This window comes from Arthrobacter sp. H35-D1, from assembly GCF_030063185.1.
In the GTDB taxonomy this organism is placed as follows: Bacteria; Actinomycetota; Actinomycetes; order Actinomycetales; family Micrococcaceae; genus Specibacter.
The window spans coordinates 117239-143086 of record NZ_JASISP010000001.1 but is presented as its reverse complement, the minus strand read 5'-3'; the positions used below and the strand labels follow the sequence as shown (position 1 = coordinate 143086).

The following is a 25848-nucleotide window of genomic DNA, read 5'->3' as shown; positions in this document are numbered from 1 at the left end:
CTGCAGACGTTGGACGAAAATCCGCCTTTTCCGGGCAAATCGGTCCAACATCTGCAGCACAGATTGGGAACGTGTTAGTGGAACTGCTCGGCTTCGGTGGAGCCTGCCAATGCGAGGGTGCCGCTGTTGGGGTTCAGCGCTGTCGCCACCGCGTCGAAGTAGCCTGTGCCCACTTCGCGCTGGTGCTTGGTTGCGGTGTATCCGCGGTCTTCGGAGCCAAATTCGCGCTCCTGCAGTTCGACGTAGGAGCTCATGCCGTTGCGGGCGTAGCCATGGGCAAGATCAAACATCGAGTGGTTCAGTGAGTGGAAACCTGCCAGCGTGATGAACTGGAAGGTGTATCCCATGGCGCCAAGTTCGCGTTGGAATTTAGCGATGGTGGAGTCGTCCAGGTGCTTTTTCCAGTTGAACGACGGCGAGCAGTTGTAGGCGAGCATCTGGTCGGGGAATTCGGCCTTGACTGCTTCGGCAAACTTCGCAGCGTGCGCCAGGTCCGGAGTACCTGTCTCCATCCAGATCAGGTCCGAACACGGTGCGTAGGCAAGTGCCCGCGCGATGGAGGGCTCAATACCGTTGCGGACCTTGTAGAAACCGTCCTCGGTGCGCTCCGGTTCCGATCCTGAGCGGATGAGGAACTGCTGGTCGCGTTCGTCGACGTCGGAGGTGATCAAGGTGGCCGCCTCGGCGTCCGTGCGGGCAATGATGACGGAAGGGACGCCGGCGACGTCGGCCGCGAGCCTTGCAGCGTTCAGCGTACGGACATGCGACTTGGTGGGGATCAGGACTTTCCCGCCCAAGTGGCCGCACTTCTTTTCGCTGGCCAGCTGGTCCTCCCAGTGGACCCCGGATGCGCCGGAGATGATCATGGACTTCATCAGCTCGTAGGCGTTCAGCGGTCCGCCAAAGCCGGCCTCGGCATCCGCCACGATCGGCACCAGCCAATCCTCAACGCTCTGGATCCCTTCGGAGGATTCGATCTGGTCCGCCCGCAGGAGTGCATTGTTGATGCGGCGGACCACCTTGGGCACCGAGTCCACGGGGTACAGGGACTGGTCCGGGTAGGTGTTGCCGTTGGAGTTGGCATCTGCGGCGACCTGCCAACCGGAGAGGTAGACGGCCTTCAAACCGGCCTTGACCTGCTGGACGGCCTGATTGCCGGTCAGTGCACCCAGTGCGTTGGTGTAGCCGCCTGGCTCGGCATTGCGGAGCTGGTCCCAGAGCTTTTCCGCACCGCGGCGGGCCAAGGTGTGTTCCTCTTGGACCCTGCCGCGGAGCTTAACGACATCCTCGCCCGTGTAGCTGCGCTCGATGCCGTTCCAGCGCGGGTCCGCAGCCCATTCGAGTTCGAGAGCGGCGGCAGCCTGTGCGTTGTTCTGCTCCGGCGTCGTTGCGGGGTCGAATGCTGCTGTCATGGTCTCGCTCCTTGTTGTGGGCGATCTCCCCTGCTTCCTCAATGACGCTTCGTCGCTGAAGCCGCAAAAGTTGAGAGTGGAGATCTGGATTCCTTCTTTGTGATTTCTACTATTCAGGGGTTATCAAGAAGCATCTAGGGGTAAACAGTGGAAATATTTGCACTTCTTCGCGTATTGTCAAGAAATGACTAATACGGGCTGGAATGTGGGCGAAGCGGCTGCTCCGGGCGGCAAAGTGGCAGGGGCACCTGGGGAACTGGACATCATTTCGCTGGGCCGGCGTGTGCGGCACCTGCGCAAAGGCTTGGGCATGACCCTTGACGATCTCGGCCGGAAGGTGGGGGCCGCCCCGTCCCAGCTGTCGCTAATTGAAAATGGCAAACGTGAGCCCAAGCTGACGCTCCTGCAGCAGCTGGCGGGGGCACTCGGCGTCGGGCTTGAACAACTGCTGGGAGCCGAGCCGCCCAGCAGACGGGCTGCGCTGGAAATCGAGCTCGAAAGGGCACAGCGCGGTCCGCTCTACCAATCATTGGGATTGCCCACAGTCCGCGTCGGCTCGAGGCTCTCCACGGAGGTATTGGAGTCACTGGTGGGGCTCCAGCACGAGCTGGAGCGCCGGATGGACGAGCAGTCGGCCACACCGGAGGAGGCGCGTCGGGCCAACAACGAACTGCGCCAGGAAATGCGCGAGCGCAACAACTATTACCCGGAGATCGAGCGCCAGGCCCAGGACCTGCTCAAGGCGGTGGGGCATGACCGCGGACCGCTGTCCCACCATGTGGCTGCCGACGTGGCCGAACACCTGGGTTTTGACCTGCACTATGTGGGGGATTTACCGCATTCAACCCGATCGGTGACGGATTTGAAGAACCGCCGAATTTATCTCACCCAAGGTCAGCGTTCGGACCACGACCCCCGTTCGGTGCTGTTGCAGGCACTGGGGCACTATGTTTTGGGGCATGAGACCCCGCACAACTACGCTGAATTTTTGCGCCAGCGCGTATACACCAACTACTTTGCGGCCTCGCTGTTGATGCCCGAGCGGGCCACCGTGGATTTCCTCAAGGAGGCAAAGGCGGCCAAGGAGCTGGCCATCGAAGACATCCGCGACGCCTTTTCCGTCTCCTATGAAACCGCGGCACACCGCTTCACCAATCTGGCCACCGAGCACTTGGGCATCACCACGCACTTCCAAAAGGTGCACGAGTCCGGAATCTTCCACAAGGCCTACGAGAACGACGGCGTGAACTTCCCCGCCGATCACACCGGAGCCATCGAGGGGCAGTCGGCATGCCGCTACTGGACCTCCCGTGCAGTTTTCGACGTCCCTGACAAGTTCCGGGCGTTCAACCAGTACACGGACACCGTGGTGGGAACTTTTTGGTGCACTGCGCGGACCGAGCGGCATTCCTCGGGCGACTATTCGCTGAGCATTGGCGTGCCCTACGCCCACGTGAAGTGGTTCCGCGGGCGTGAAACCACTGAGCGCTCGCAGTCCAACTGCCCGGATCCAAGCTGCTGCCGCAGGCCGCCGGCCGAGCTTTCGGCACAGTGGGCCGGAAACGCCTGGCCGTCCACGCGTGCCAACTCGCATTTGCTCGCAGCCATGCCACAGGGTGCTTTCCCCGGGGTGGACGAGACTGAGGTGTACAAGTTTCTCTCCGCCCACGCAGAACGGTAGCGGCAGTGCCAGCGCCCTCCGCCCGGCCATCACCGCCTGAACGAAAGTAGGACCACCCCATGAAGCACACCATCATGATGGACGTCGACACCGGCATTGACGATGCCATGGCGCTCATGTTTGCGATCAAGCACCCGGACATCGATGTCAGGGCCGTCAGCTGCGTCTCCGGCAACGTCGGCGTCGAGCGCGTCGTCGAGAACACGCTCAAAATCCTCGACGTTCTCGATGCACCCGACATCCCGGTGGCGGCAGGTGCTCTCCGCCCGCTGATCGAGGATCCGCGAAGCGCCGCCCACGTCCACGGCCAAGACGGCCTGGGCAACCTTGGGCTGCCCGCCAGCTCCCGCCGCCCCGTGCCGGTGCACGCCGTTGAAATGATGCGCCGGGTCCTCTCCGATTCCGCCGAACCGATCACGGTGGTGGCACTGGCCCCGCTGACGAACCTGGCGCTCCTGCTGCGCACCTATCCGGAATGCGCCGCGAAGATTGCACGAATCCTGTTCATGGGGGGCTCGGCATCGGTGGGGAACGCAACCGCCGTGGCCGAGTTCAACATTTGGCACGACCCTGAAGCCGCCCACGTGGTGATCAACAGCGGCGTGCCCCTGACCATGTACGGGCTGGATGTGTTCAACACGGTGGGCTTGGATGCTGCCCGCGTCCAGGAGATTGCTGCCGCGCCGGGCCGCGTTGCTCATGCATTGGGCGGGCTGCTGTCCTTCCGCTTCCCGGGCGAAGAGGGCGAGGAGGACCGGGGCTTGAGCCTCATTGGAGATGCCGGGGCCGTCTGCGCACTGGTGGCCGGAGACCTCATGCGCAGCCAGTCCCTGCCGGTGCAGGTGCAGCTAGCCGCAGGCGCCAGCCGCGGGCAAACCATGGTGGACAGGCGCACGCACGTGGGCGAGGACACGATTCACGGCACCGCCGGCCAATGGCCCGTTGTCGACGTGGTGCTGGGCGCCGACGTCGAGAAGGTCCTGGAACTGTTCCTGGGCACCTTGGGGGTTGAGGCCTGACGGGTCGGGCCTGAAGGCCGCCGCGCGACGCCGCACCGAACCCTTGACCGTTGCCGATTTCCGCAGCATGCTGGCGGTTGTTGCCGACGGGCAAGCGGGATCACAACGGAAGAAGCCCTCATGGTGCATGACAGAAGGTCCCCAACACCGGTGTCACTTTCCTGCTTCGTGGTGAGTTTGGGATGCTTCCCCCGGAGCCGTCCCTTGGCCTTGGCAACCTTCATTCCTTCGCGGGTGCGCATCCGAATAAGGTCGGCTTCGAACTCGGAGATCATTGCCAGCACGTTGAACAGCAGTTTGCCCATCGGATCGGTAGGGTCATGGGGAACCGCTGATGCTGAGTTTGATTTCGCGGCTCGTGAGGTTATCGGCGATTTCGTGGGCGTCCCGGACGGAACGGGCCGAGCGGTCAAGTCTGGTAACGACGAAGGTATCTCCGGCCCGGCAAGCGGCTAAGGCTTCGCGGAGGCCAGCACGATTCTTGTTGGTGCCGGTAAACCCATGACCAACATAGACGCGTTCCGACTCAACGCCAAGGGTTGCCAGGGCATCACGCTGTGCGGAGAGGTCTTGAGCCTCGGTGGACACGCGTGTGTTATGTAGACGCTTTGGCCGTGTCTCACGCGCGTGGCTGCTGTGGCCATGGAATTGATGTTGTCCGGGCAATGTCGGCGATCCTTCCCCGAATGGCGCGTGTGACGTCTGGCTGGAGCTCTTCGGTACTCGCCCTGACCGGCGAATCAGACGCAGACCATGACGGTGCCTGAAGAATCGATGCTCGTTGTGAGACAGAGACCCGGTTGGACGTGTCTCATGCCAACATATCTGGCGTAGCCGACCATGATCTTAGACATGTAGATCAGCGTGTCACATAGGGACCCATCACCGGACAGTTCACCGGACACCCTATACGGACTGTGGATTTGATCGCTCCGTGGCATTGTTCTGTGATCGCTCGGTGTCGCTAATTGCCGATGACCAGGATGCTTGCTGCAGCTTCAACGACGTCGTCGGTGATGGTGTCGAGCTGGTTGATCTTCAGTACCCGGTTGATCTGGGGGAAGAGCCGTTCGAGGAGTCGGAAGTTGCCGCGCGTGATTCTTTCGATGGCGGCGATGGCTTGGGCGTCGGTGAAGTCGTCTGGGTCGAGGGTTTTACCAAGGCGTTTCCAGTGGCGGTCTAGGACGAACAGGATCTCTTCTCGCCCGAGGGCGCGGTAACGGTGTGAGAACCCGAGTCGGCTGTAGAGCTGTGGGTAGTGGCGGAATCGTTCGTCGATGCCGGGCATGCCGATAAGGATCATTGCCAGATGAGTGCGGTCGTGCTGGTCTCGGAGGAGTTCGAGGGCGGTAGGAGTGAGGCGTTCGGCTTCATCGACGATGAGGAGCTCAACGAGCCGGGTGACGTCCTTGCGCCTGACCGTCTTCGCCTCGGGTATGAGGGAGCTAAGGTGTCCGTCGGTGCAGATCCCGACTTTGTACTGCCAATGCTCGATGTCGTGCATGAGTTCTTTGGGTCGGCAGAGGACTTCGGGTGTGTAGAAGACGGTGCGGGATCGGTTCGCGAGGGCGTAGTGCTTCGCGTCGTGATCTCCCCTCGGCCCCCACTCGTTGATGTAGGGCTCAAGGGCATCCCAGTTGGCGTAGCGGCGGGCGGAGTTCGTTTTCCCAACGCCAGCCGCGCCGTGGCAGATCCCGATGGTCTTTTCCTTCCGGACGGCATTCGCGAACTCGGTGAAGCGTCGGTGTTCCTTGGTGACGATGAATGCTTGATTCATCACTCGTCCTCTTCGTAGGTGCGAAGCTTTGGCCGCCGCTTTGTCGGTTCCGGGGTGCGAGCTTCATCGCGGGTGACGACCGTCGGAATCCGATCGTTGATGACTCGGCGCAGTTGCTTGCGTCGGGCACGGCGTGCCGTTTCGATGTCCCGGAGACTGAGGCGAAGGTTCGGGTGGGCCTCGTCGATAGCGGTGCAGACAAAGGCATCCCGGTCGTAGACGCGGATCTCGGAGATATCGCGAGGGTCGTACCGGATGGTGATGGTGTGCCCGACGAACGAAGCGAGGGTTGGAGAGAGGTAGCGCTGGCCTTGGAAGTGAATGCCGTCGCGTTGCACGACCCGGTTCTTGGGAACAGTCAGGAGCAGCCCGTCGAGTTCTTCAAGACTCTCCGGCATCCGGGGCAGCCAACCGTCAGCGACCCACGCGTCCCGCGGCGACATGCCTAACTCGCTGTGGGGCCGGTCGTTGTAGGTGGCGATAAAGTCGCGGACCGCTCGATCAAGGCCTGGCAGATCAAGCACAGGGGCGGGTGACCGGGCACCGGGTCCGAGGTGCCCGGGGAGGATGCCGAGTAGTTCGGTGTTTACTGTGCCGAAAAACCGCTCGACCTTCCCGCGGCCCTGGGGCCGGCCAACGGTGGAGTGGATGATCCTGATGTGCAGGGCGATTGCGGTGCGCTCGAGGTGGTGGCTGATGAAGTCGGAGCCGTGGTCCACGTGCAGGATGTCGGGGATCCCGCACATCGCCCAGGCAGGGTCGGTCTTTCGCCAGATCGCCTGTCGCAACGCGAGGGCCGTGTTCAGGGCTGACGGGGCGCCGGTGAAGACCATGTACCCGCAGATGGCACGGGAGTAGTCGTCCATGACGGTGGTCAGCCAGGGCCGGTCAGGTTTCCCGTTGGCACCGACGATGAGGATGTCGAGTTCGGTGTGGTCGGACTGCCACGTCTGGTTGGGTCGTTCGGCGCGGCGACGGAACACGAGCTCGTGTTTGTCCCGATACGACACCGGCCCTTCGAGAGCGAGAGTGACCAGGGCCGGATCGAGGGCGCGAACGATCTGCCGAATGGCCGCGTAGCTTGGCGCCGGCAGCTCGCGTTGCAGCGCGTCGGCGACGGCGAGGCGGTGCAACGTCGCAAGAGCAGGGCGCGGCCGGGTCAGTGCCAACCGCTCGATGAACGCCACCGTCCCGGGGGCTGTCCGGCGGACACCTTTGTCGGCGCGGGGACGAGGATCAAGGCCGACGTCGCCGCCCTTGCGGTAGAGCTGGTGCCACCGGTGCAACGTTCGGGCCGAAATACCGGTCTCCCTCGCCAAGACCGCGATCGGGATCTGGTCTTCGACATGCAGCCGAAGAACACGCCACCGCTCGAGCGCATCCACACGACACCTACACTGTCGTGCTCTCGCGCGCCGCGAGGGCCTGCTGGTGGCGATACAACGTCGCGCGACTCCACCCGACGAGCTTCGCCGCGTCCTCCGCGGTCCGACCCTTGGCCCTGGCTTCGGAGACAAGCTTAAGCTTGTCGGCGACGACGACGGGATCTGACAAGGGACGGCCGAACCGGGTGCCGCCTTTTCGGGCGGCCGTAATTCCAGCGTTCACTCTTTCAGTGATCAGCTCGCGTTCGTATTCGGCAAGCGTGGCGAGCATGTTCAGCATCAGACGGCCCGACGTCGTCGATGGGTCGATGCCGTCCGAGATGCTCTTCACCTGCACTTCCCGCTCCCGAAGCAGCTTCACCGTGTTCAACACGTCGATAAGGGACCGCCCGAGCCGATCGACCCTCCACACGACGACGGTATCGCCAGGCTTGGCATACTCAAGGAGCTTCTTCATCCCCGGGCGCGAAATCGCGGTCCGGCTGCCAGAAGTGACGTCGGCGAAAATGTCGCGCTCTTGGACGCCTGATTTGACGAGCGCATCGACCTGAAGCTGCGCGTCTTGGCTCTTGGTGCTGACCCGTGTGTACCCGAGATGTCTCACAAGCCTATTCTGCCTCAAAAACCGCTAGAAGAGACCTAGGAGAGACGAATTTCGGCAAGACATGTTTACGAGACAAAGCGAGTGCCTGAAAGTCGCCACTTTTGTTCGGCCGTTTTCGCGCCGTCCGGGCGCCTTGGAAAGCTGTAGTTTTTCGAGACGCGATGACTGAATGCAAGGGGTGCCATCAACGGCCACGATTCCTGCCCAGAGGGTCTATGGATGTGGGTGGGGGATGATCTGGCAGACGGATCCTGCCGTGCAGTCGACTGGGTCGAGGTCTCGACTCGTATCGATGAGATTTTGCAGCTCGGTTTCCAGGAGTGCTAGTTCTTGTTGCCGGGCACGGACGTCTTCGAGTTTCCTGATGAGCAGTGCAGTGACGTGCTCGCAGGGCACCTTTCCGTCCTGGCGGATGACCAGGATGCTTTTTATGTCTGCCAGTGTCATCCCGACCGCCTGGGCTCCCCGGATAAACCGTATGTGAGAGGCAGCGGCCTGGTCATAGTGACGGTATCCGTTCATTTCCCGTTCCGCGAGCGGAAGAAGGCCTCGGCGTTCATAGAATCTGAGGGTTTGTGTGTTCACTCCGGTGGCAAGGGCCAGTTCTCCAATTCGCATGCTCCTATCCAATCACTTGACCTTGCGGTACGGTGCAAGGTTTAGTGTTGGGCCCATGGAGATCACCTTGCAATACTTCAACGGATGCCCGAACTGGCTGATTGCCGCTGAACGGCTGGCCATCATCGCACAAGAGCGCACCGACATAACAGTGACGCATCTTCTGGTGGAGACGCCCGAAGATGCGGAGGCTACCGGCTTCCGCGGCTCACCAAGCATCCTGCTCGACGGCGCGGATCTTTTCCCGGATCGAATCTCTTCCGTGGGGCTCTCCTGCCGTCTTTACCAGACGCCCGACGGTATCGCCGGAGCGCCGACACTTGAACAACTCCGGGCAGCGATCCCCGCCACCTAAGCAGAACGACCCCGACCACGACTCACGAGACCGGCAGCGCCGGCAAGAAGGAAATATCCCATGGACGAGGAATACGATCTGTTTGTTATTGGCGCCGGGATGGCTGGCACGACGGCGGCGAACAAATGTGCGGCGCGGGGATGGCGGGTGGGAATCGTGGATGCCCTACCCTACGGGGGCACCTGTGCGCTGCGTGGTTGTGATCCCAAGAAGATCCTCCGTCGTGGCGCGGAAGTAATCGACGCCGCCAACTTGATGCGTGACAAGGGCATTACCGAGGACCGGCTGTCGATCGATTGGGCGGCACTGATGCGCCACAAGCGAGGCTTTACCGATGCTGTGCCGCAAGGCATGGAAGATGAACTCACTGGGAACGGGGTAGAAATCTTCCATGGCACTGCCCGATTCACCGGGCCGAACCTGCTCAGCATCAACGGGAAAGAGCACCAGGCGAAACGTTTCCTCATCGCAACCGGCGCACGCCCACGCGCACTCACTTTTCCCGGCCATGAGCATCTGATCGATAGCACCGACTTCTTGGACCTCGACTCGCTACCGCAGAGAATCGTGTTCATCGGTGGAGGGTTCATCTCCTTTGAGTTCGCGCATATCGCCGCCCGCGCCGGCGTTGAGTGCGTGATCATCGACCACGGTGAGCGTCCCTTGAAGGAATTCGATCCGGACCTCGTGGAAGACCTCATCCACAGGAGTGAGCAGGCCGGAATCCAAGTGCTATCAAACACCACGCTCACCCACGTGAGACGAACCGCCACCGGGCTGGAAGTGACCGCGGAAAAAGACGGGAAGACATTAACCCTCGGAGCCGACCTGGCGGTGCACGGCGCCGGCCGCACTGCCAACCTAGAGACTCTGAACCTCGAAGTCGCCAACATCGCATCCGGGCCCCGAGGAGTCACCGTGAGCGGACACCTGCAAAGCACCACAAACCCTTCCGTGTTTGCCGCCGGCGATGCCGCCGACACCCCTGGAAAACCCCTGACCCCCGTCGCAGTGTTCGAAGGGAAGATCGCCGCCTCCAACATGCTCAAAGGCATCACGACCGTCCCTGACTACACCGGCGTTCCCACCACTGTATTTACCATCCCGGAACTCAACCGAGTCGGCGTCCTTGAACAGGAAGCACGAGACAGGGGCATCGACATCGTGGTCGAGACCAACGACACCAGCGGCTGGTACTCCAACTACCGGGTGGGCGAGACAACCGCCAGCACGAAGATCATCATCGACAAAACCACGAATAAAATCCTCGGAGCGCACCTGCTCGGGCCCGGCTATGCCGAACTCATCAACATTTTCGCCCTCGCCATCAAACTGGGCCTTACCTCCAAACAACTGAAATCCATGACCGCCACCTACCCATCCATCGGCTCAGACCTCGGATCCATGCTCTAGAAAGAAACCGCAGCCATAACACCGTCGGATGCACGCCATTTACCGCCGCCAAAACCACGCCATCTACAAGTGCACTTCACCCGCGTTGTCGTTGCTCGCCAACGTCAACGCGATACCGTGTATCACTGGGGTTACTAAACTGAAAATGATACCGGGACGGGACTCGCGACATCTCCGTGGGTCCGAGCTGAGACGCTGGCCGGCTCGTCTTACAGATGCCGCGGTAGTTCTATTCTCGATGCCTCTGGGGTGCGAACAAGTCGCGGAACGATCCTGACGAGGACCACCATGCCGACCAGCTCGATCAGTGTTTGAGTCACCACCACGACCGGGACGAGCGCGAGGGATCCGGGTAGCGCCAGTGCCATCGGAAGCACGACCAGCGAATTGCGGGTAGCTCCGCTGAAGACAAGCGCGCGGGTTGCCGGGACGTCTAACCGAAATAGGCGGCCTGTGCCGAGCCCGACGACTGTCATAATGACGAGGAACGCGAGGTAGATCGGTACTAGGGTCAGGAGTTGCACGGCCGCCGCGCCAACCGCGCCAGCCTGAGAGGCGACGACGGTAAACAAAGTGGCAATCATCAGCGGCACCATCAGGTTCAACATGATGCTCTGGATCAGGTGCCCGGCGCGGTGACGTTGTGCCAGCCACTGTATGACTACGGCAGCGGTCAGAGGGATCACGATGAGCAGCACGAACGCCCTGGCGAACGGCGCGACCTCAACCACCGCGACCCCATCCGGGCCGATGAATACCAATAAATACACGGGCAGCAGCAGCATCTGCGCGAGCATCAGCAGCGGCGCAGCCGCGAGGAGACGCTCCGACGCGCCGCCAGCGAGGCCCGCGAACACGATCACATAATCGATGCACGGCGTCAGCAACACCAACAGCACCCCGAACAGTAGTGCAGGCTCATCCACGACAAACCGAGACAGGCCATAGGCCACCAGCGGAACGACAACAAAATTAAGTACGCCGACCGCCCCGAGGAACCGAACATCGCGCAGTGACCTGCCGATAGCGGCAAACGGGACACCGAGGAACGTCGCGAATAACAGCAACGCGAGCACGGGTTCGATCGCTGTCTCAAGATGGTGGGCATCGGCCACCATCATCCCAAAGACGCCACCAATAGCAATCGCAGCGAGATAAAAAAGGATCTGGTGGCGCTCCAGCCATAAAACCACGTGCGTCACGAACTGAAACCGAAGAGAGAGGTCATGGTGAACAACTGTAAACCTTCTAGTCACTTGAAGGTCAAGCGCGGAGACAACCGATAGGCTCACCTCATGCGCATCTCGGAAGTCACCAAACGCAGCGGCGTCACCACCACCGCGCTGCGCTACTACGAGAGCATTGGCCTCATCAGCCCCCGCCGCGCCACCAACGGCTACCGCGAATACGACAGCGACGTGCTGAACCGCCTCGACATCATCGAGGCCAGCAAAGAACTCGGCCTGTCTCTAGCGGACATAAGCAGCCACCTCCACTCACTTGAAGCTGATTCCTGCACCGAGGTGAGAGACCACCTTCGATCCCTCTTGGCCGAACGAGTGCGCCAGCTAGATAAGAAACGCGCACACTTGGATGCGCTACGCGCCCGCCTCAATCAGGCCGAAGACGGCCTAGCAAATTGCCCAGACCGCGACGAATACTGCTCCACAGAATGCGTCTTCCGCGCACGTAAGACCACCACCCCGCCACTTCCAGAGCAATCCGTGCCCGAAGCCCGCTAAACGTTCCACTAGCGGGTATATGGAGCGACACGCACTGCAGCCCTATACCTCGCAACCTCACTGCCTTGGAAGACTGCACCTGTAGCCGGCGACATCGAGCGATCACAGAACGCCGCCACGAAGCGTTGAAAACCACATATACGGACACTTCAAGGGCCACCATTTGCAAAGCAGCAGGTCAGCGGCTGATGTGCCCGGTGGTGGACCGGCTTACGGGACGGTTCTGAGACCCTATCCGGACAGACCCCTTACGGGATAAAGAGAGCCGCATTCATGGGGAACACCAGCGTGCCGGAGACTGCGACGGTAGCTCCGAGAAGACTGCGGCGGGTGAGTTTACCGCTTGTCATGAATTTGGCGTTCTCGTCGGTGTGCTTTCAAACGTTTGGTTGCCGCGACGATAAACGCGCAGATAAATGTGGCCGTTAGAACGGAGAAGATCACCAGAGCAGGATTGATCCAGACCGGGATCATGTCATAACCGGCGTTGCATTTGTTATGTAGAGGGAAGAGCCGCCCTGGTTCTTGCCAGTTCTGCGCCCGATAGGTATCGTCAAGCAGTTGGCCTGCCTTCGCGCATGTCTCGTCAGTGTCCTTACCGGAGGCGAATATCCCGATGAAAAACGTGACGCCGAGGACAAGGAAGGAGAGCAAGGTTAGTCCAAGCCATCCTCGTAGTGGCATTCGTTGCAATTCAGATCATTTCCTTGTGAGTCACGGCGAGTGCACCCATAACGACCGAGGTAGCATTCGGGCTGGGTTCCATCTGTCAATTCTTCCAGGATGTGAAAGTTGGATCGTCCAACCAAGGGATGATTTCATCAATCGTGATGACCGCAGAGCGTTCCAAATTGGGACACGGATGACCCACGTAGATTGGGTACTGGATTTTCTTGCAGGGGTTTCGGAAATTGAGTACGGTGGCCCTGGCAATCACTGACCATATGGGCTGGATGAGCCTAGTCACACACGGGTGCGTCGGCCGGTATTTCGATGATTTCAAGAACCTTATCCGTAGCAGTATCGATCATCACGGCGTGGTTCTTCGGCCAAGACGGATCCACATTGACCTTGTAATCGACGCTCTCTAGTGCAACTGCCTCCGCGGTCCCGTCTGATCCCCTGCGCATGGCATCAAAGATCCGGCCCGTCTCCGAAACTACCGTCACGGTCTCCTGGGGCAGTCCGGATACATCACCGTCAACTGGGGTCGAATTCCAGATGCTCTCGAATCCCCCTGAGCAATTTTCACCCGATCTAGAGGTGATGCCCCCTACAGCATCAGCCGATACATTTGCCTGTGCCGAGCAACCAGTCAGTGCCAACATGGCCACTACTGCAGTCATTACCAGAATATTATTTGAATTCATTTCCCCCACCTTTACGCCCAGATAGTTTCAAAAAACGAGCCTACCAAGACCTCAGCTCACCTAGTGGCAACCATGACTAATAGCAATTGTGTTCGGCGACGGTTCCCCTTGCGGACAGGGAGGGATGTGCTGACAACTTCTGAAATTTCGTGCAGAGCACTTCTGAAAAATCAGACCAGTGAAGATGACTCCTGACATTTGCGCACTCGACTTCTGAAAATGACAACCGGACCCGGCCCGGCGGTTCCGCGGCAAGACGGCCGTGGTCACCGGCGCCAGCCGAGGAATCGGGCTGGCCGTTGCACGGCGCTTGGGGGCCGAGGATGCCCGGGTACTGATCACCGCCAGGCATCAGGACCAGCTGGACGAGGCGCTTGCCTCGCTCGGCGACAGCGCCCTCGCCAGGGCGCTGTCCCTGGCGTGGACGAGACTGAGGTGTACAAGTTCCTGGCCGCCCACGAAGGACGGTGAGCTGAACCAGGGACGCGATTAGCCGGCATCCCCCAGGGCGGCAGTTGCACGGTCGCCCGGACGAGTCTGCGGCTCTTCACCGGATGTTCATCTTCGAAGGCCTGTCCCGGCCGTGGCCCGGACGTAGCGTGAAGGTGTCAGCAGCATCCAGGCTCCCCAGCGTGAGGAACTCCCATGACCGCACAACAATTTCCAGTAGTTTTGACCACCGAGGACGCGGCCGCCGGCAATGAGGATGTTGTGGCCGACAATGTGGCCGTGGTGAATGAGATGTACCTGGCGTTCCTGCATGCCGATGAGATCGCCCCGAATGCGCTGCGCAGCTATTTCGTTGACTTCTACCTGACACAGGCGCTCGACGGCGGATTCGCCCAGTACGTTTCCATGACCGGGGACAGGGACGAACTGGACGTCTTGATTCGCGAAGGGCTGGCGGCCATGGGGGCCTGCAAGCACCTGAACCTCTTCGACCGCACCGCCGCCCGGTATGACCTGCTGTCTGAACAGGACAAGGAGTCATGCCGCGCGGAGCGCACCGAGGTGATATCGGGTCGCTCCAAACATGTCGCCGCCATGGAGGCCTTGGACAATGAATTTGAGGAACTGTTTGAGGCCGAAGACGTCACAGGCCTCAACGCCAGGTGGCTGCGCGGCCAGGAGGGCTTGTTGATCCTTGACGCCCCGGGATTGGTGGCACACATCGCCTCCCGCGTGGCGCTCGTACCGGATCTCCAAGCACGCAGGGACGAGGCCGAGCTGGGGAACACCCCCGAGTTTGAACTCATCATCCACGAACTCTGTTCCGTTTCCGGCCACCAGTTGGAAACAATCATCATGGGCGACCCCAACCATGAACACGACGGCGAAACGGTCCTTGCCTGGCATTTCAGGACCAACAAGGGCGAATTCATCATGATCGACGACGCCAGCCGGGCCCTCATGCTCGATCCCCGGACGCAGGGGATCGTCGCCGCAATCGAATTTGAGCTGGAGGACGACTTTGCCGGCGCATAGCGAGCGTTCCAGGCCCGCAACGGGGTTCCGAACCCCGGCGCCTGCGCCGGGCGGAGCCGGGTCCAAAGCAGGCGCCCATGGGCAGTCCCAAGAACGGGAGAAAAGGATTGCCCCGGCCATGTCGTAAGGTCAACCCATGGAAGATCTCAAATGGACAGCCTCGGCCCCTGCCAAAGTCGCTTGGGCGGCGATGCCCTTTGCCCCGGGCCTCTACAAGTGTTATCTGACCGGGGACATGCCCAAGAACGTTAATTGGCCTGCAGAATTGACGCCACTCAAGCGCGGGGACCTGATTTACGTGGGAAAGGCCACGAACTTGAGGAGCCGGGCCAAACACCACGGCGTGCAAACATCAAAGTCCACTTTTCGCCGTTCCCTGGCGGCAATCCTGGGGCTGCAGGCGCAGTGGCATGGAAGATCCGCGCATCCACGGTTGACCGACACCGACGAAGAGGTGCTCAGCGCCTGGATGGTGAAGAACATTGGAATGTCGTTTTGCCTTGTGTCGGAATCGGAGCCCCTCGCGGACCTTGAGGATGCCATGCGCACCGAACTCTGCCCGCCCTTGAACCGCGACGGCCGCACTCCCGAGCAATTGCACGTCTCCGCAGCAGCTGCTACCGCACACAGCAACGCCCTGCGCGACAAAGGCTGAGCGCGGCAAAGGCTGAGCGCGACAAAGGCTGAGCGCGGCAAGGGCTGAGCGCGGCAAGGGCTCAGCGCTACAAAGGCTCAGCAAGATGCGCTGAGCGGGCGTCCGGGGGATGGCGCGCTTTGCCCGCCGACCCCTTGACCGTTGCCGATTTCCGCAGCATGCTGGCAGTTGTTGCCGACGGGCAAGCGGGATCACAACGGAAGAAGTCCCCATGGTGCATGACAGCAGGCCCCCAGCCCAGAAGCCGGCCCAGAATCCAGCGCAGGACCCGGCCCCGCGGTTCCGCGGCAAGACGGCCGTGGTCACCGGCGCCAGCCGGGGAATCGGGCTGGCCGTTGCGCAGCGACTGGCAGCCGAGGGAGCCCGGGTGCTGATCACCGCCAGGCATCAGGACCAGCTGGACGCGGCGCTCGCCTCCCTTGGCGAGAACGCGATCGCCATTGCCGGGCGGGCGGACGACCCGGACCACCGCGCGGAGGTGCTGGCCGCCGTCGACCATCATTTTGGCGGGCTGGACATACTGGTCAACAATGCCGGCATCAACCCCGTGTACGGGCCGCTGGAAACCGTGGAGCTGGCCGCGGCCCGCAAGATCTTCGAGGTCAACGTCCTCGGCACGCTCGCCTGGACGCAGGCCGTGCTGGCGCATCCCGGGCTGGGGTTCCGGGAGCGGCGCGGGAACGTGGTGAACGTGTCCTCCGTCAGCGGCGACATCCCCGCCCCGGGCCTGGGCCTGTACGGGATCAGCAAGGCCGCCGTCTCCCACCTCACCCGCACGCTGTCCGTTGAACTGGCGCCGGAAATCAGGGTGAACGCCGTGGCGCCGGCCGTGGTCAAGACCCGTTTTGCCGGTGCCCTGTACGAGGGCCGCGAGGCAGAAGTTGCCGCAGCCTATCCGCTGGGGCGGCTGGGGGAGCCCGACGACGTGGCCTCCGCAGTGGCGTACCTCGCCTCCTCCGACGCCTCCTGGGTGACGGGCCAGGTCCTGACACTCGACGGCGGGCTGCGCAACGCGGGCGGCCTGGGATGAGCGGGCCCGCGGAAATCCTGCACTTTCAGGCCCTTCAGTTTCAGGCAAGGAGCAGCACGTGAACCACACCCCACCTCCGGCAGGTGGCCCGGCGGGCACATCAGCGGGAACTTCTCCCGGCACACCGGCGGGCCTGTACCCGGACGCCGTTGAAGACCTGCGACAGCGCACCCGGGGCTTCATCCGCGGCACCGTGATCCCTGCCGAACCCCGCCCCGGCCAAGCACTGAACCTGGCCGTCCGGCGCGAGCTGTCGGCTGCGGCGCGGGAGGCCGGCGTGTTTGCCCCGCACGTGTCCGTGGAATTCGGCGGGCAGGGGCTGGCGGTTGAGCACTGGTCGCCGGTGTTCCAAGAGGCCGGATATTCGCCCATCGGCGCTGCGGTGCTCAATTGCATGGCGCCGGATGAAGGCAATATGCACATGCTGGACCTGATCGGCACCCCGGAACAAAAGCGGCGTTTTTTGGCACCGCTGGCTGCCGGGGACATCAGCTCGTGCTTTGCCATGTCAGAGCCGCACCCTGGGGCCGGTTCGGACCCGTCAGCGCTGACCACCAACGCCGTCCGCGAGGGCAGCGGCTGGCGGATCTCCGGAGACAAGCGGTTCACCAGCGGCGCCACCTTTGCCGGTTTTGCGATTGTCATGGCCCGCACCGAGCCGGCAGGGTCGGGCGGGCCGGAGGGGACCGCCGGGGCGTCGCAGAAGCCGCGGCCGCACGCAGCCACCATGTTTCTGGTGCCGATGGACACCCCGGGGGTCCGGATCGGCGCCCCCATCCACACGGTGGACAAGTACCTGCCCGGCGGACACCCGCACGTGCACTTCGACGACGTGCACGTCCCCGGATCCGCCGTTCTCGGCGAAGCGGGGCTCGGCTTCAAATACGCGCAGGTGCGCCTGGGCCCGGCCCGGCTGACCCATTGCATGCGCTGGTTGGGACTGGCCCGCCGTGCCATGGACATCATGCTGGACCGCACCAACACCCGGGAGATATTTGGCGCACACCTCTCCCAGCTCGGCATCGCCCAGGAAATGATCGCCCAGTCCGTCATCGATCTGGAAACCTCCGACGCCATCATCGCCAAGTGCGCTGCACTGCTCACGGTCGACCCAAAGGCGGGGTCCGCGCTGTCTTCGGTGGCCAAGGTGCACTGCTCCGAAGCCGTGTACCGGGTAATCGACAGGGCCGTGCAACTGTGCGGCGGCGACGGCGTCTCCGACGGTCTGCCGCTGATCCAGTACTTGAACGAGGTGCGCCCGTTTCGGATCTACGACGGCTCCACCGAAACCCACAAATGGGCCATCGCGCGCCGGGCTGCCTCGGGGCGCCGCCACGCCGTCGAATCCGGGGAGCCCTTCCAGGGCACGGCCCGCACCCACGAAGGGGAACCCTGATGGACAGCAGGCAACACGACGACAAGCAGCACGGCAGGCGGGACATTGTGCAGACCGCGGAGGAAGCCGCCCGGCAGTCTGCACCACCGCTGCTGATCTTGGAGCGGGTGGAGGAATTTCTGGACGCTTCGGGAATCGGATCCGGTCCCGTGCAGGCCCGCCGCATCGGCGAGGGGCAGTCCAACGTGACGTTCCACCTCACCAGGGGAGGGTCCGCCGTGGTGCTTCGACGCGGGCCGCGGCCGCCACTGCCGCCGTCCACGCACGACATGGTCCGGGAAGCGAACATCCAGTCGCTGCTGGCGCCGTTGGGCATTCCGGTGCCGAAAATCCTGGCCGTGTGCGCTGACGCCGACGTGCTGGGCGTGCCCTTCTACCTCATGGATTTTGTGGACGGCGATGTGGTGACGGACCAGGTGCCGGCGCACCTTGACGCCCCGGCGCAGCGCCGCGGCACCAGCGAGGCGGCCGTGGACATGCTGGTGCGGCTGCATTCGGTGGATATTGGCCACGGCGACATTGCCGGGATTGGGCGCCCCGACGGGTATTTGAAACGGCAGGTGTCGCGGTTCGCGGCGCTGTGGGACGCCGGAGCCGTCCGGGACCTGCCGCAGGTGGGGCAGCTGGGACTGTGGCTGGAGGCGAACCGGCCGGACACGCAGGCCAACGCGGTGATCCACGGCGACTACCGGCTGGGAAACCTGATGTTCGCCCGCCAAGGACCGGCCCGTGTGAAGAGCGTGCTGGACTGGGAAATGGCCACATTGGGCGACCCGCTGGCCGATCTGGGCTACCTGACCGCCACCTATGCCCAGGCAGGGACGCCCTCCACCCTGCTGGAACTCACGCCCGTGACGGCGCAGCCCGGTTACCTGGACCGCAGCGAACTGGCGGCCAGGTACAACGAGCACTTTGGCTTGGATCTTGCCGCGTTGCCCTGGTACCAAACGCTGGCGTTGTGGAAGGCGGCCATCTTCACCGAGGCCATCCACATGCGCTGGAAGCACGGCGAACGCACGGGGGGCGAGCAGTTCGGCGCCGCACTTGAGGCCGGAGTACCACGGCTGCTGGAGACCGCCGCCGCCCACGCAGCCCGCCTGCCTTAGCCTGCACACAGCGGCTGCTGTGCCTGAGTGTCCGCTGGCGGGCACTTTAATTTGCGCGCCGGGAAATGGAGAGGTTGCGTGATCTGCCGCACACAATTATGCTTAGTGTGCGCTATTAGAACGTCGTGTTCAAATAGCGAACACACAGAAAATGGTGGTGAATCAGCCGCCCCAGCCCAACGAGGAGAATCCTGTGCAGTTTCACCACCACGGATACGTTTCCGGCGACCCGCGCATTCACGAAGCAGCAGGGACCGGCATCGACCGTCCCGAGGAGCTGCCCGAGGAAGTTGATGTACTGATCGTCGGCTCGGGCCCTGCGGGCATGCTAACCGCAGCCCAGCTGGCCCAGTTCCCGTTCATCACCACTCGCGTCGTGGAGCGCCGGGGAGGTCGGCTCGAGATTGGCCAGGCGGACGGAATCCAGGCCCGCAGTGTTGAAACATTCCAGGCGTTCGGCTTCGCCGAGCGGATCATTGCGGAAGCATACCGCATCACCGAGATGGCGTTCTGGCGCCCGGACACGCAGAACCCCACGAACATCGTGCGCGGGGGCCGTGCCGTCGACGATGCGACCGGGATCAGCGAATTCCCCCACCTGATCGTGAACCAGGCCCGCGTACTCGACTACTTTGCCGAAGTCGCGGCGGATTCACCCACTCGACTCACCCCCGACTTTGGCTGGGACTTCCAAACGCTCGAGGTCGCTGATGAGGGGGAGTACCCCGTCAAGGTCACGCTCTTCCGCAGTGCGGGCCCGGACGAAGGCGCCATTCGGGTGGTGCACGCCAAATACGTCGTCGGCTGCGACGGGGCCCGCAGCAAGGTCCGCGCGTCGATCGGTGCCACCATGGCGGGGGACAAATCCAACCACGCATGGGGCGTCATGGACATCTTGGCCTCCACCGACTTCCCGGACATCCGGACCAAGTGCGCCATCCAGTCCCACACCGGTGGCAGCATTCTGTTGATCCCGCGCGAAGGCGGCCACCTGTTCCGCATGTACGTGGACCTTGGCGTGGTGCCGGAGGATGACAACGGTGCCGTGCGCAACACCAGCATGGACGAGATCATCGCCAAGGCCAACGAAATCCTCCACCCGTACACCCTGGACGTGCGCCATGTTGCCTGGAACAGCGTGTACGAGGTGGGGCACCGCCTGACGGATCGCTTTGACGATGTCCTCGCGGAGGACTTGGGGAGGCGCGCCCCGCGGGTGTTCATCACCGGCGACGGCTGCCACACGCACAGCGCCAAGGCAGGCCAAGGCATGAACGTCTCCATGCAGGACGGCTTCAACATTGGCTGGAAGCTGGCCCACGTCCTTGAGGGCCGCAGCCCGGAGACCCTGCTGTCCACCTATTCGGCCGAGCGCCAAGTGGTGGCAAAGAACCTCATCGACTTCGACAAGGAATGGTCGATGATGATGGCCAAGAAGCCCGAGGAGTTTGCGGACCCGGAGGAGCTGGAGAACTTTTACGTGCAGACCGCCGAATTCCCGGCAGGTTTCATGACCGAATACGCTCCGTCGCTGATTACCGGCCAGGCCACGTACCAGCAGCTGGCCACCGGATTCCCGCTCGGCAAGCGTTTCAAGTCGGCACTTGCCTCGCGCATCTGCGACACGAACCCCATCCACCTTGGCCACCACGCCACGGCGGACGGCCGGTGGCGGATCTACGTCTTTGCCGACCCTGCCCTGCCCGGAAGCGGTTCGCCAACCGATGCGCTGGCGGAATGGCTCTCCACCGCACCGGATTCGCCCCTCGCGGCCACACCGGAAGGGCTCGACGTCGATGCCTGGTTCGATGTGAAGGTCATCTACCAGCACAGGCACGAGGACCTCGACATCAACGCCGTTCCCGCTGCGTTCAAGCCGCTCGTGGGGCCCTTCAAGCTCACCGACTACGAGAAGGCCTACGGGATCATACCCGGCAATGACATTTTTGATGAGCGCGGGATCAACCGCACAGGTGCCATCGTTGTGGTCCGCCCCGATCAGTACGTGGCCAACATCCTGCCCCTGACGGCCACCGCGGAACTGGCGGATTTCTTCGCGCAGATCCACTCGGGCCAACGCGTCCAGCAAGACAGCGTTTAGGGAGGGCAAAAGACACGAAAAGGTGGCCCCGCAGTGTTTTCACTGCGGGGCCACCCTTTTCGGCAGGGATGTGCCGGGCTTAGCCCAGGTCCACAACCTCGAACTCCAGCAAGTCCATGCCGCTGGCCACGGGCGCTTGGGCGGCGTGGTCGTGGCCGGCCCGGTTGGCGCGCCAGTTTTCAAAGTCTTCCCGGGTGGCCCACTGCGTGTAGACGAAGTAGCGGTCCTCTCCGGTAACGGGGCGCAATAGCTTGAACCCTTCGAAGCCCGGGGATCCGTCCACCGAGTGCTTGCGTGCGGCGAAGCGCGCTTCCAGCTCGGATCCTGCCTCGACGGGAACCTTGAGGGCGTTAATGACAACGATGGACACTTTTGCTCCTTCCGGGCCCGGATCCACCGGGCCGCTTGTCCTTCAACGCTACCGCAAAGGCGGCCCGGCATTCATGCGGGGCCGCCTTTAGAAGACTTTTACATCACTGTTTTGAGCTGTATGTTGTTGGCTTACGCGTACGGGTCCGCGATGCCAATGTACTGGGTGGTGGTGTACTCGGCGATGCCCTCGGAGCCGCCCTCCCGGCCCAGACCGGACTGCTTGACACCGCCAAAGGGCGCAGCCGCGTTGGAGATCACGCCGGCGTTGAAGCCCACCATGCCGAATTCCAGCTGTTCGCTGACGCGCAGCAGGCGGGAGAAGTCCCTCGTGTACAGGTAGGACGCCAGTCCGTATTCGGTGGAGTTGGCGATCTTGATGGCGTCGTCCTCGTCGGTGAACGTGGTCACGGGTGCCACCGGGCCAAAGATTTCCTGCTGCAGGATCGCGGCGTCGTTGGAAACGTTGCCCAGGACCGTCGGCTGGTAAAAGTATCCTTCACCCTCGACGACGTCGCCACCGGCCAGGACGGTGGCACCTTCAGCGACGGCGGCGGTGACCAGTGCGTGGATGCCGGCGCGCGCCTTTTCCTCGACCATGGGGCCGACGTCGGTCCCGGCCTCGGTGCCGCGGCCCACCGTCAGTGCACCGATCCGGGCAGCGAGCTTGGCTGTGAAGTCGGCGGCCACGGATTCGTGCACCAGAAAACGGTTTGCGGCTGTGCATGCCTCGCCCATGTTGCGCATTTTCGCCGCCATGGCGCCCTCGACGGCGGCATCCAGATCGGCGTCGTCGAACACCAGGAACGGGGCGTTGCCGCCCAGCTCCATGGACGTGCGCAGCACATTCTCGGTGGCGGCGGCCATGAGCTGCTTGCCCACACCGGTGGACCCGGTGAAGGAGAGTTTGCGCAGGCGCGGGTCGGCCAGCAGCGGCCCGGAGATGGAGGAGGCGCTGGAGCCGGAGACCACGTTCAACACGCCGGCTGGCAGGCCTGCCTCTTGCATCACGGCGGCAAAAAGCTGGGACGTCAGCGGGGTCAGCTTGGCCGGCTTGAGCACCATGGTGCAGCCGGCCGCCACTGCCGGGCCCACCTTGCGGGTGGCCATGGCCAAGGGGAAGTTCCACGGCGTGATCAGCAGGCACGGACCCACGGGCTTCTTCGCCACCAGGATCTTGTTCTTGCCCTCGGGGGAGGTGAGGTAGCGGCCGTAATCGCGCACAGCCTCTTCCGAGTTCCAGCGCAGGAACTCGGCGCCGTAGGCTACTTCCCCGCGGGCCTCGGCCAGCGGCTTGCCCATTTCCAGCGTCATCAATAGCGCAAAGTCCTCGGCGCGCGCCGTGACAAGATCAAAGGCCTTGCGCAGGATCTCGGCTCGCATGCGCGGCGCTGTCCTGGCCCAGGCGGCTTGGGCTGCGCAGGCGGCATCGAGGGCGGCAATGGCGTCCTCGCCGTTGCCGTCCGCTATGGAAGCCAGGACCTTGCCGGTGGCGGGATCGTGGACGTCTAGCGTCTTGCCGGTGGAGGCATCGCGCCATTCGCCGTTGATGAGCAGCCCGGTGGGGACGGAGGCGAGCAGTTTCGCTTCGCGTTCGGGGGTGATGGTCATGTCGGTGCTCCTCAATAGCTGGTTGTCGGGCCGGCATCGGCGGCCGGTACGTACTTGACGGCCAGGGCTTCGCTTCCGCGAGCCAGCAGTGCAACGTCGGCGCCGGTGAGGATGAAATCCACCCCGGCGTCCAAATATCGGCGGGCAGTGGCTTCGGCGAAGGCATTCACGCCAACCGGCTTGCCGGCTGCCTTGGCCAGTGTGATGCAATGTTCGACGGCGGCCACCACGTCAGGGTGCTCCTGCTGCCCCAGCACCCCCATCGAAGCCGCGAGGTCGGACGGGCCGATGAAGACGGCGTCGATCCCGTCCACGGCCATGATTGACTCGATGTTCTCCACTGCCAGGGTGGACTCGATCTGGACGATGACGGTGATGGTGTCCGTTGCACGGGCCAGGTAGTCCGGGACGCGGTTCCACCGTGCTGAACGGGCCAGCGCCGAGCCCACACCGCGCACACCTTGCGGCGGGTAGCGGGTAGCGGCGACCGCAGCCCGGGCGTCGTCGGCCGTGTGGACCATGGGGAGCAACAAGGACTGTGCGCCCAGATCCAGGTACTGCTTGATGACCACGGTGTCGTTGACGGGCGGGCGCACCACGGCCGTGACCGGATAATTGCTGACTGCCTGCAGCTGGGCCAGGATACCCTCGAGCCCGTTGGGGCTGTGCTCGGCGTCCACCAGCAGCCAGTCAAGGCCGGCTCCGGCGCAAATTTCCGCCACGAGTGGGCTGCCGGAGCATACCCACATGCCCGCCAGCGGCCGGCCGGCTGATGCCAGGGCGTCCTTGAAGGACGGTGCAAGGCTCACTCGAAGCGGCATGTGATGGTCCCCAACTTTCCGTAGTCGGCAAAAACGGTGTCGCCGGGATTGACCCACATGGGGCGGGTGAAGGAACCGGCGAGGATAAGTTCCCCCGCTTTGAGTCCGTCCCCGTGCGGGGCGATCTTGTTGGCCAGCCACGACACACCCTGGGCGGGGTGGTTCAGCACGCCGGCCGCGACGCCTGTCTCTTCAACAGCCTGGTTTTTGTACAGGATGGCGGCCACCCAGCGCAGGTCGACGTCGTCGGGCCGCACCGGGATGCCACCCACCACCATGGCACCCATGGCGGCGTTGTCGCTGATGGTGTCCACGATGGTCCGGCCTTCCATCTCAATCCGGGAATCCAGGATCTCCAAGGCAGGCACCACATATTCGGTGGCGCGCAGCACGTCAAAGATGGTGGCATTGGGCCCCTCGACGTCCTCCTTGAGCAGGAATGCCAACTCCACCTCGATGCGCGGGTGGGAATACTGTTTCCACTCCACGGTGCAGCCGTTTTCCAGGATCATGTCCTTGAAGATGACCCCGTAGTCCGGTTCGGTGATGCCGGTGGCGTACTGCATGGCTTTGGAGGTCAGGCCGATCTTGTGCCCGCCCAGCACTCGCCCGGCAGCTTCGCCGCGTTCGCGCCACAACCGCTGGACACGGTAGGAATCCTCCACCGTCATCTCCGGGTGGCGCTGCGTCAGCCTCGGCACCGGGACCCGGCTTTTGCCGGCCTCCACAAGTTCGTCGGCAATGCCGGCAATAGTTGCGTCGTCGAGCATGGTGTATCTCCTCAATCGCTGGTCATCCGCCTTGGTGTTTGCTAGAGCTGGTTGCCCATCTTGAACCCGCGTTCCTCGCCCGGTTCACGGGTGTAGGAGAAGCCGTCGGCACCCACCGTGACGGCCATTTCGGAAGTCTCGGTGCGCTTGATCACCGGCTGCGGGTTGCCGTCGAGGTCCAGGACAAGGGAGGCCTCGGTGTACCAGGACGGGACCACCGGGTTGCCCCACCAGTCGCGCCGCTGGTTGTCGTGGACGTCCCACGTGATGGTGGGGTTGTCCGGGTCTCCGGTGTAGTAATCCTGGGTGTAGATCTCCACGCGGTGGTCGTCCGGGTCCAGGATGTACAGGTAGAACGCGTTGGAGACGCCGTGGCGTCCGGGCCCGCGCTCGATCCGGTCGGAGATGCGCAGGGCGCCCATCTTGTCGCAGATCTGGATGATGTTGTGCTTTTCATGCGTGGCGAAGGCAACGTGGTGCATGCGGGGTCCGTCGCCGCCGGTCAGGGCCGTGTCATGGACGGTCTGCTTGCGGTGCATCCAGGCGGCGTAGGTGACGCCGTCGGAGTCCTTGATGTCCTCGGAGACGCGGAAGCCCAGGTCCTCGAGGTACTTGCGCCCGCGCGGGACATCGGGGATGACCTGGTTGAAGTGGTCCAGGCGGACCAGCTCGCCGGCGGAGTAGAGGTCATAGCGTTGGGTGAGGCGCTCCACGTGTTCGGTCTCGTAGAAGAACTCGTAGGGGAAGCCCAGCGGGTCCTCGACGCGGACGGAGTCGCCGATGCCCTTGGTGAAGCCTTCCTTGCGGCGTTCGGTGCGGCAGCCCAGCTCCTTGTAGTAGGCCTCGGCGGCGTCAACCTCGGCAGGGGACTTCACCCGGTAGGCGAAAGCGGCGACGGCGGCGATGGGGCCCTTGCGCAACACCAGGTTGTGGTGGATGAACTCCTCCAAGGGGCGCAGGTAGATGGCGTTCTCGTCTTCTTCAGTCACATGCAGGCCCAGCACGTCCACGTAGAATTCGCGGGACTTGGCCAGGTCGGTGACCACGAGCTCCATGTAGGCGCAGCGGACAATATCCGGTGCCGGGGCGGTGGGGGTGGGGACAAAGTTGGTCATGGTGTACTCCTCT

The 25848-nt window shown here is 63.0% G+C and carries 25 protein-coding genes and 1 pseudogene; 12 read left to right on the top strand and 14 right to left on the bottom strand.

Features of this window, described 5'->3' with window-relative positions; genetic code table 11:
- Window positions 1–74 precede the first annotated feature (74 nt).
- Window positions 75–1412 (bottom strand): isocitrate lyase, encoded by a 1338-nt coding sequence (gene aceA / locus QMG25_RS00670; protein ID WP_283456298.1) that lies wholly within the window; start codon window positions 1410–1412, stop codon window positions 75–77.
- Window positions 1413–1569: 157 nt separating this feature from the next.
- On the opposite strand from aceA, the gene QMG25_RS00665 reads away from it, so the two are divergent.
- Together QMG25_RS00665 and QMG25_RS00660 are read left to right on the top strand one after the other, a co-directional pair.
- Window positions 1570–3093: a helix-turn-helix transcriptional regulator gene (locus tag QMG25_RS00665; protein ID WP_283456296.1), complete on the top strand. Its 1524-nt coding sequence runs from the start codon at window positions 1570–1572 to the stop codon at window positions 3091–3093.
- A 59-nt stretch (window positions 3094–3152) separates the two neighbouring features.
- On the top strand, window positions 3153–4112 hold the full coding sequence (locus tag QMG25_RS00660) for a nucleoside hydrolase (RefSeq protein WP_283456294.1): 960 nt from the start codon (window positions 3153–3155) through the stop codon (window positions 4110–4112).
- Here QMG25_RS00660 and QMG25_RS20470 read toward each other — a convergent pair.
- The 5 genes and pseudogenes from QMG25_RS20470 to QMG25_RS00635 all read right to left on the bottom strand — a co-directional run bounded on the left by QMG25_RS20470 (window position 4010) and on the right by QMG25_RS00635 (window position 8496).
- A pseudogene (locus tag QMG25_RS20470) lies at window positions 4010–4700 on the bottom strand (recombinase family protein). The gene QMG25_RS00660 and the pseudogene QMG25_RS20470 sit on opposite strands and share 103 nt — an antisense overlap.
- A 376-nt stretch (window positions 4701–5076) precedes the next feature.
- A complete protein-coding gene (locus QMG25_RS00650) occupies window positions 5077–5889 on the bottom strand; it encodes an AAA family ATPase (RefSeq protein WP_283456292.1) in 813 nt (270 codons plus the stop codon).
- Window positions 5889–7274, bottom strand: a complete 1386-nt coding sequence (locus QMG25_RS00645) for a TnsB C-terminal domain-containing protein (protein WP_283456289.1) — start codon at window positions 7272–7274, stop codon at window positions 5889–5891. The genes QMG25_RS00650 and QMG25_RS00645 overlap by 1 nt, the downstream gene beginning before the upstream one ends.
- 7 nt (window positions 7275–7281) lie before the next feature.
- The gene (locus QMG25_RS00640) at window positions 7282–7878 is read right to left on the bottom strand and encodes a recombinase family protein (protein ID WP_283456287.1); all 597 of its coding nucleotides are present in this window, start codon (window positions 7876–7878) and stop codon (window positions 7282–7284) included.
- A 213-nt stretch (window positions 7879–8091) separates the two neighbouring features.
- Window positions 8092–8496, bottom strand: a complete 405-nt coding sequence (locus QMG25_RS00635; protein ID WP_283456285.1) for a heavy metal-responsive transcriptional regulator — start codon at window positions 8494–8496, stop codon at window positions 8092–8094.
- Window positions 8497–8551: 55 nt separating this feature from the next.
- Between QMG25_RS00635 and QMG25_RS00630 the strand changes: the two genes are divergently transcribed.
- Together QMG25_RS00630 and QMG25_RS00625 are read left to right on the top strand one after the other, a co-directional pair.
- Window positions 8552–8851: a thioredoxin family protein gene (locus QMG25_RS00630; RefSeq protein ID WP_283456283.1), complete on the top strand. Its 300-nt coding sequence runs from the start codon at window positions 8552–8554 to the stop codon at window positions 8849–8851.
- A 60-nt stretch (window positions 8852–8911) separates the two neighbouring features.
- Window positions 8912–10264, top strand: a complete 1353-nt coding sequence (locus QMG25_RS00625) for a dihydrolipoyl dehydrogenase family protein (RefSeq protein WP_283456282.1) — start codon at window positions 8912–8914, stop codon at window positions 10262–10264.
- Window positions 10265–10473: 209 nt separating this feature from the next.
- Here QMG25_RS00625 and QMG25_RS00620 read toward each other — a convergent pair whose 3' ends face one another.
- Window positions 10474–11466, bottom strand: a complete 993-nt coding sequence (locus QMG25_RS00620) for an arsenic resistance protein (RefSeq protein WP_283456280.1) — start codon at window positions 11464–11466, stop codon at window positions 10474–10476.
- A gap of 93 nt (window positions 11467–11559) precedes the next feature.
- Here QMG25_RS00620 and QMG25_RS00615 point away from each other — a divergent pair, with 93 nt between their 5' ends.
- Window positions 11560–12006, top strand: coding sequence for a MerR family transcriptional regulator (locus QMG25_RS00615; RefSeq protein ID WP_283456278.1), 447 nt, complete (start codon window positions 11560–11562; stop codon window positions 12004–12006).
- A gap of 336 nt (window positions 12007–12342) precedes the next feature.
- On the opposite strand, the gene QMG25_RS00610 is transcribed toward QMG25_RS00615, so the two are convergent.
- Window positions 12343–12660 (bottom strand): hypothetical protein, encoded by a 318-nt coding sequence (locus tag QMG25_RS00610; RefSeq protein WP_283456276.1) that lies wholly within the window; start codon window positions 12658–12660, stop codon window positions 12343–12345.
- A gap of 305 nt (window positions 12661–12965) precedes the next feature.
- The gene (locus tag QMG25_RS00605; RefSeq protein WP_283456274.1) at window positions 12966–13376 is read right to left on the bottom strand and encodes a hypothetical protein; all 411 of its coding nucleotides are present in this window, start codon (window positions 13374–13376) and stop codon (window positions 12966–12968) included.
- 262 nt (window positions 13377–13638) lie between these two features.
- Here QMG25_RS00605 and QMG25_RS20420 point away from each other — a divergent pair, with 262 nt between their 5' ends.
- The 7 genes from QMG25_RS20420 (at window position 13639) to QMG25_RS00570 (ending at window position 21149) form a co-directional block, all read left to right on the top strand.
- Window positions 13639–13869: an SDR family NAD(P)-dependent oxidoreductase gene (locus tag QMG25_RS20420; RefSeq protein WP_349307095.1), complete on the top strand. Its 231-nt coding sequence runs from the start codon at window positions 13639–13641 to the stop codon at window positions 13867–13869.
- 152 nt (window positions 13870–14021) lie between these two features.
- Complete coding sequence (locus tag QMG25_RS00595) at window positions 14022–14861, top strand: DMP19 family protein (RefSeq protein WP_283456273.1); 840 nt, start codon at window positions 14022–14024, stop codon at window positions 14859–14861.
- Between the two features lie 136 nt (window positions 14862–14997).
- Window positions 14998–15516, top strand: coding sequence for a GIY-YIG nuclease family protein (locus QMG25_RS00590; RefSeq protein ID WP_283456271.1), 519 nt, complete (start codon window positions 14998–15000; stop codon window positions 15514–15516).
- A gap of 211 nt (window positions 15517–15727) precedes the next feature.
- A complete protein-coding gene (locus QMG25_RS00585; protein ID WP_283456268.1) occupies window positions 15728–16546 on the top strand; it encodes an SDR family oxidoreductase in 819 nt (272 codons plus the stop codon).
- Between the two features lie 58 nt (window positions 16547–16604).
- Window positions 16605–17942: an acyl-CoA dehydrogenase family protein gene (locus QMG25_RS00580; protein ID WP_283456266.1), complete on the top strand. Its 1338-nt coding sequence runs from the start codon at window positions 16605–16607 to the stop codon at window positions 17940–17942.
- The gene (locus QMG25_RS00575; RefSeq protein ID WP_283456264.1) at window positions 17942–19048 is read left to right on the top strand and encodes a phosphotransferase family protein; all 1107 of its coding nucleotides are present in this window, start codon (window positions 17942–17944) and stop codon (window positions 19046–19048) included. Before QMG25_RS00580 ends, QMG25_RS00575 begins: the two co-directional genes overlap by 1 nt.
- A gap of 193 nt (window positions 19049–19241) precedes the next feature.
- Window positions 19242–21149: an FAD-binding monooxygenase gene (locus tag QMG25_RS00570; RefSeq protein ID WP_283457337.1), complete on the top strand. Its 1908-nt coding sequence runs from the start codon at window positions 19242–19244 to the stop codon at window positions 21147–21149.
- A gap of 79 nt (window positions 21150–21228) precedes the next feature.
- Here the strand turns inward: QMG25_RS00570 and QMG25_RS00565 are convergent, their stop codons facing one another.
- The 5 genes from QMG25_RS00565 to hpaD form a co-directional block, all read right to left on the bottom strand.
- Window positions 21229–21519 (bottom strand): antibiotic biosynthesis monooxygenase family protein, encoded by a 291-nt coding sequence (locus QMG25_RS00565; protein WP_283456262.1) that lies wholly within the window; start codon window positions 21517–21519, stop codon window positions 21229–21231.
- Window positions 21520–21650: 131 nt separating this feature from the next.
- A complete protein-coding gene (locus QMG25_RS00560) occupies window positions 21651–23129 on the bottom strand; it encodes an NAD-dependent succinate-semialdehyde dehydrogenase (protein ID WP_283456260.1) in 1479 nt (492 codons plus the stop codon).
- A gap of 11 nt (window positions 23130–23140) precedes the next feature.
- The gene (locus tag QMG25_RS00555) at window positions 23141–23950 is read right to left on the bottom strand and encodes an HpcH/HpaI aldolase family protein (RefSeq protein ID WP_283456258.1); all 810 of its coding nucleotides are present in this window, start codon (window positions 23948–23950) and stop codon (window positions 23141–23143) included.
- Window positions 23935–24720, bottom strand: a complete 786-nt coding sequence (gene hpaH, locus QMG25_RS00550) for a 2-oxo-hept-4-ene-1,7-dioate hydratase (RefSeq protein WP_283456256.1) — start codon at window positions 24718–24720, stop codon at window positions 23935–23937. Before hpaH ends, QMG25_RS00555 begins: the two co-directional genes overlap by 16 nt.
- Window positions 24721–24761: 41 nt before the next feature.
- Window positions 24762–25835 (bottom strand): 3,4-dihydroxyphenylacetate 2,3-dioxygenase, encoded by a 1074-nt coding sequence (gene hpaD / locus QMG25_RS00545; RefSeq protein WP_283456255.1) that lies wholly within the window; start codon window positions 25833–25835, stop codon window positions 24762–24764.
- Window positions 25836–25848 lie beyond the last annotated feature (13 nt).

What these genes read in the sequence shown, in the direction of transcription:
- QMG25_RS00590 (WP_283456271.1), top strand. Translation starts at nt 14,998, where the DNA reads ATGGAAGATCTCAAATGGACAGCCTCGGCCCCTGCCAAAGTCGCTTGG.
- QMG25_RS00555 (WP_283456258.1), bottom strand. Translation starts at nt 23,950, where the DNA reads ATGCCGCTTCGAGTGAGCCTTGCACCGTCCTTCAAGGACGCCCTGGCA.
- QMG25_RS00585 (WP_283456268.1), top strand. Translation starts at nt 15,728, where the DNA reads ATGGTGCATGACAGCAGGCCCCCAGCCCAGAAGCCGGCCCAGAATCCA.
- QMG25_RS00625 (WP_283456282.1), top strand. Translation starts at nt 8,912, where the DNA reads ATGGACGAGGAATACGATCTGTTTGTTATTGGCGCCGGGATGGCTGGC.
- hpaH (WP_283456256.1), bottom strand. Translation starts at nt 24,720, where the DNA reads ATGCTCGACGACGCAACTATTGCCGGCATTGCCGACGAACTTGTGGAG.
- QMG25_RS00605 (WP_283456274.1), bottom strand. Translation starts at nt 13,376, where the DNA reads ATGAATTCAAATAATATTCTGGTAATGACTGCAGTAGTGGCCATGTTG.
- QMG25_RS00660 (WP_283456294.1), top strand. Translation starts at nt 3,153, where the DNA reads ATGAAGCACACCATCATGATGGACGTCGACACCGGCATTGACGATGCC.
- QMG25_RS00635 (WP_283456285.1), bottom strand. Translation starts at nt 8,496, where the DNA reads ATGCGAATTGGAGAACTGGCCCTTGCCACCGGAGTGAACACACAAACC.
- aceA (WP_283456298.1), bottom strand. Translation starts at nt 1,412, where the DNA reads ATGACAGCAGCATTCGACCCCGCAACGACGCCGGAGCAGAACAACGCA.
- hpaD (WP_283456255.1), bottom strand. Translation starts at nt 25,835, where the DNA reads ATGACCAACTTTGTCCCCACCCCCACCGCCCCGGCACCGGATATTGTC.
- QMG25_RS00650 (WP_283456292.1), bottom strand. Translation starts at nt 5,889, where the DNA reads ATGAATCAAGCATTCATCGTCACCAAGGAACACCGACGCTTCACCGAG.
- QMG25_RS00630 (WP_283456283.1), top strand. Translation starts at nt 8,552, where the DNA reads ATGGAGATCACCTTGCAATACTTCAACGGATGCCCGAACTGGCTGATT.
- QMG25_RS00595 (WP_283456273.1), top strand. Translation starts at nt 14,022, where the DNA reads ATGACCGCACAACAATTTCCAGTAGTTTTGACCACCGAGGACGCGGCC.
- QMG25_RS00615 (WP_283456278.1), top strand. Translation starts at nt 11,560, where the DNA reads ATGCGCATCTCGGAAGTCACCAAACGCAGCGGCGTCACCACCACCGCG.
- QMG25_RS00575 (WP_283456264.1), top strand. Translation starts at nt 17,942, where the DNA reads ATGGACAGCAGGCAACACGACGACAAGCAGCACGGCAGGCGGGACATT.
- QMG25_RS00560 (WP_283456260.1), bottom strand. Translation starts at nt 23,129, where the DNA reads ATGACCATCACCCCCGAACGCGAAGCGAAACTGCTCGCCTCCGTCCCC.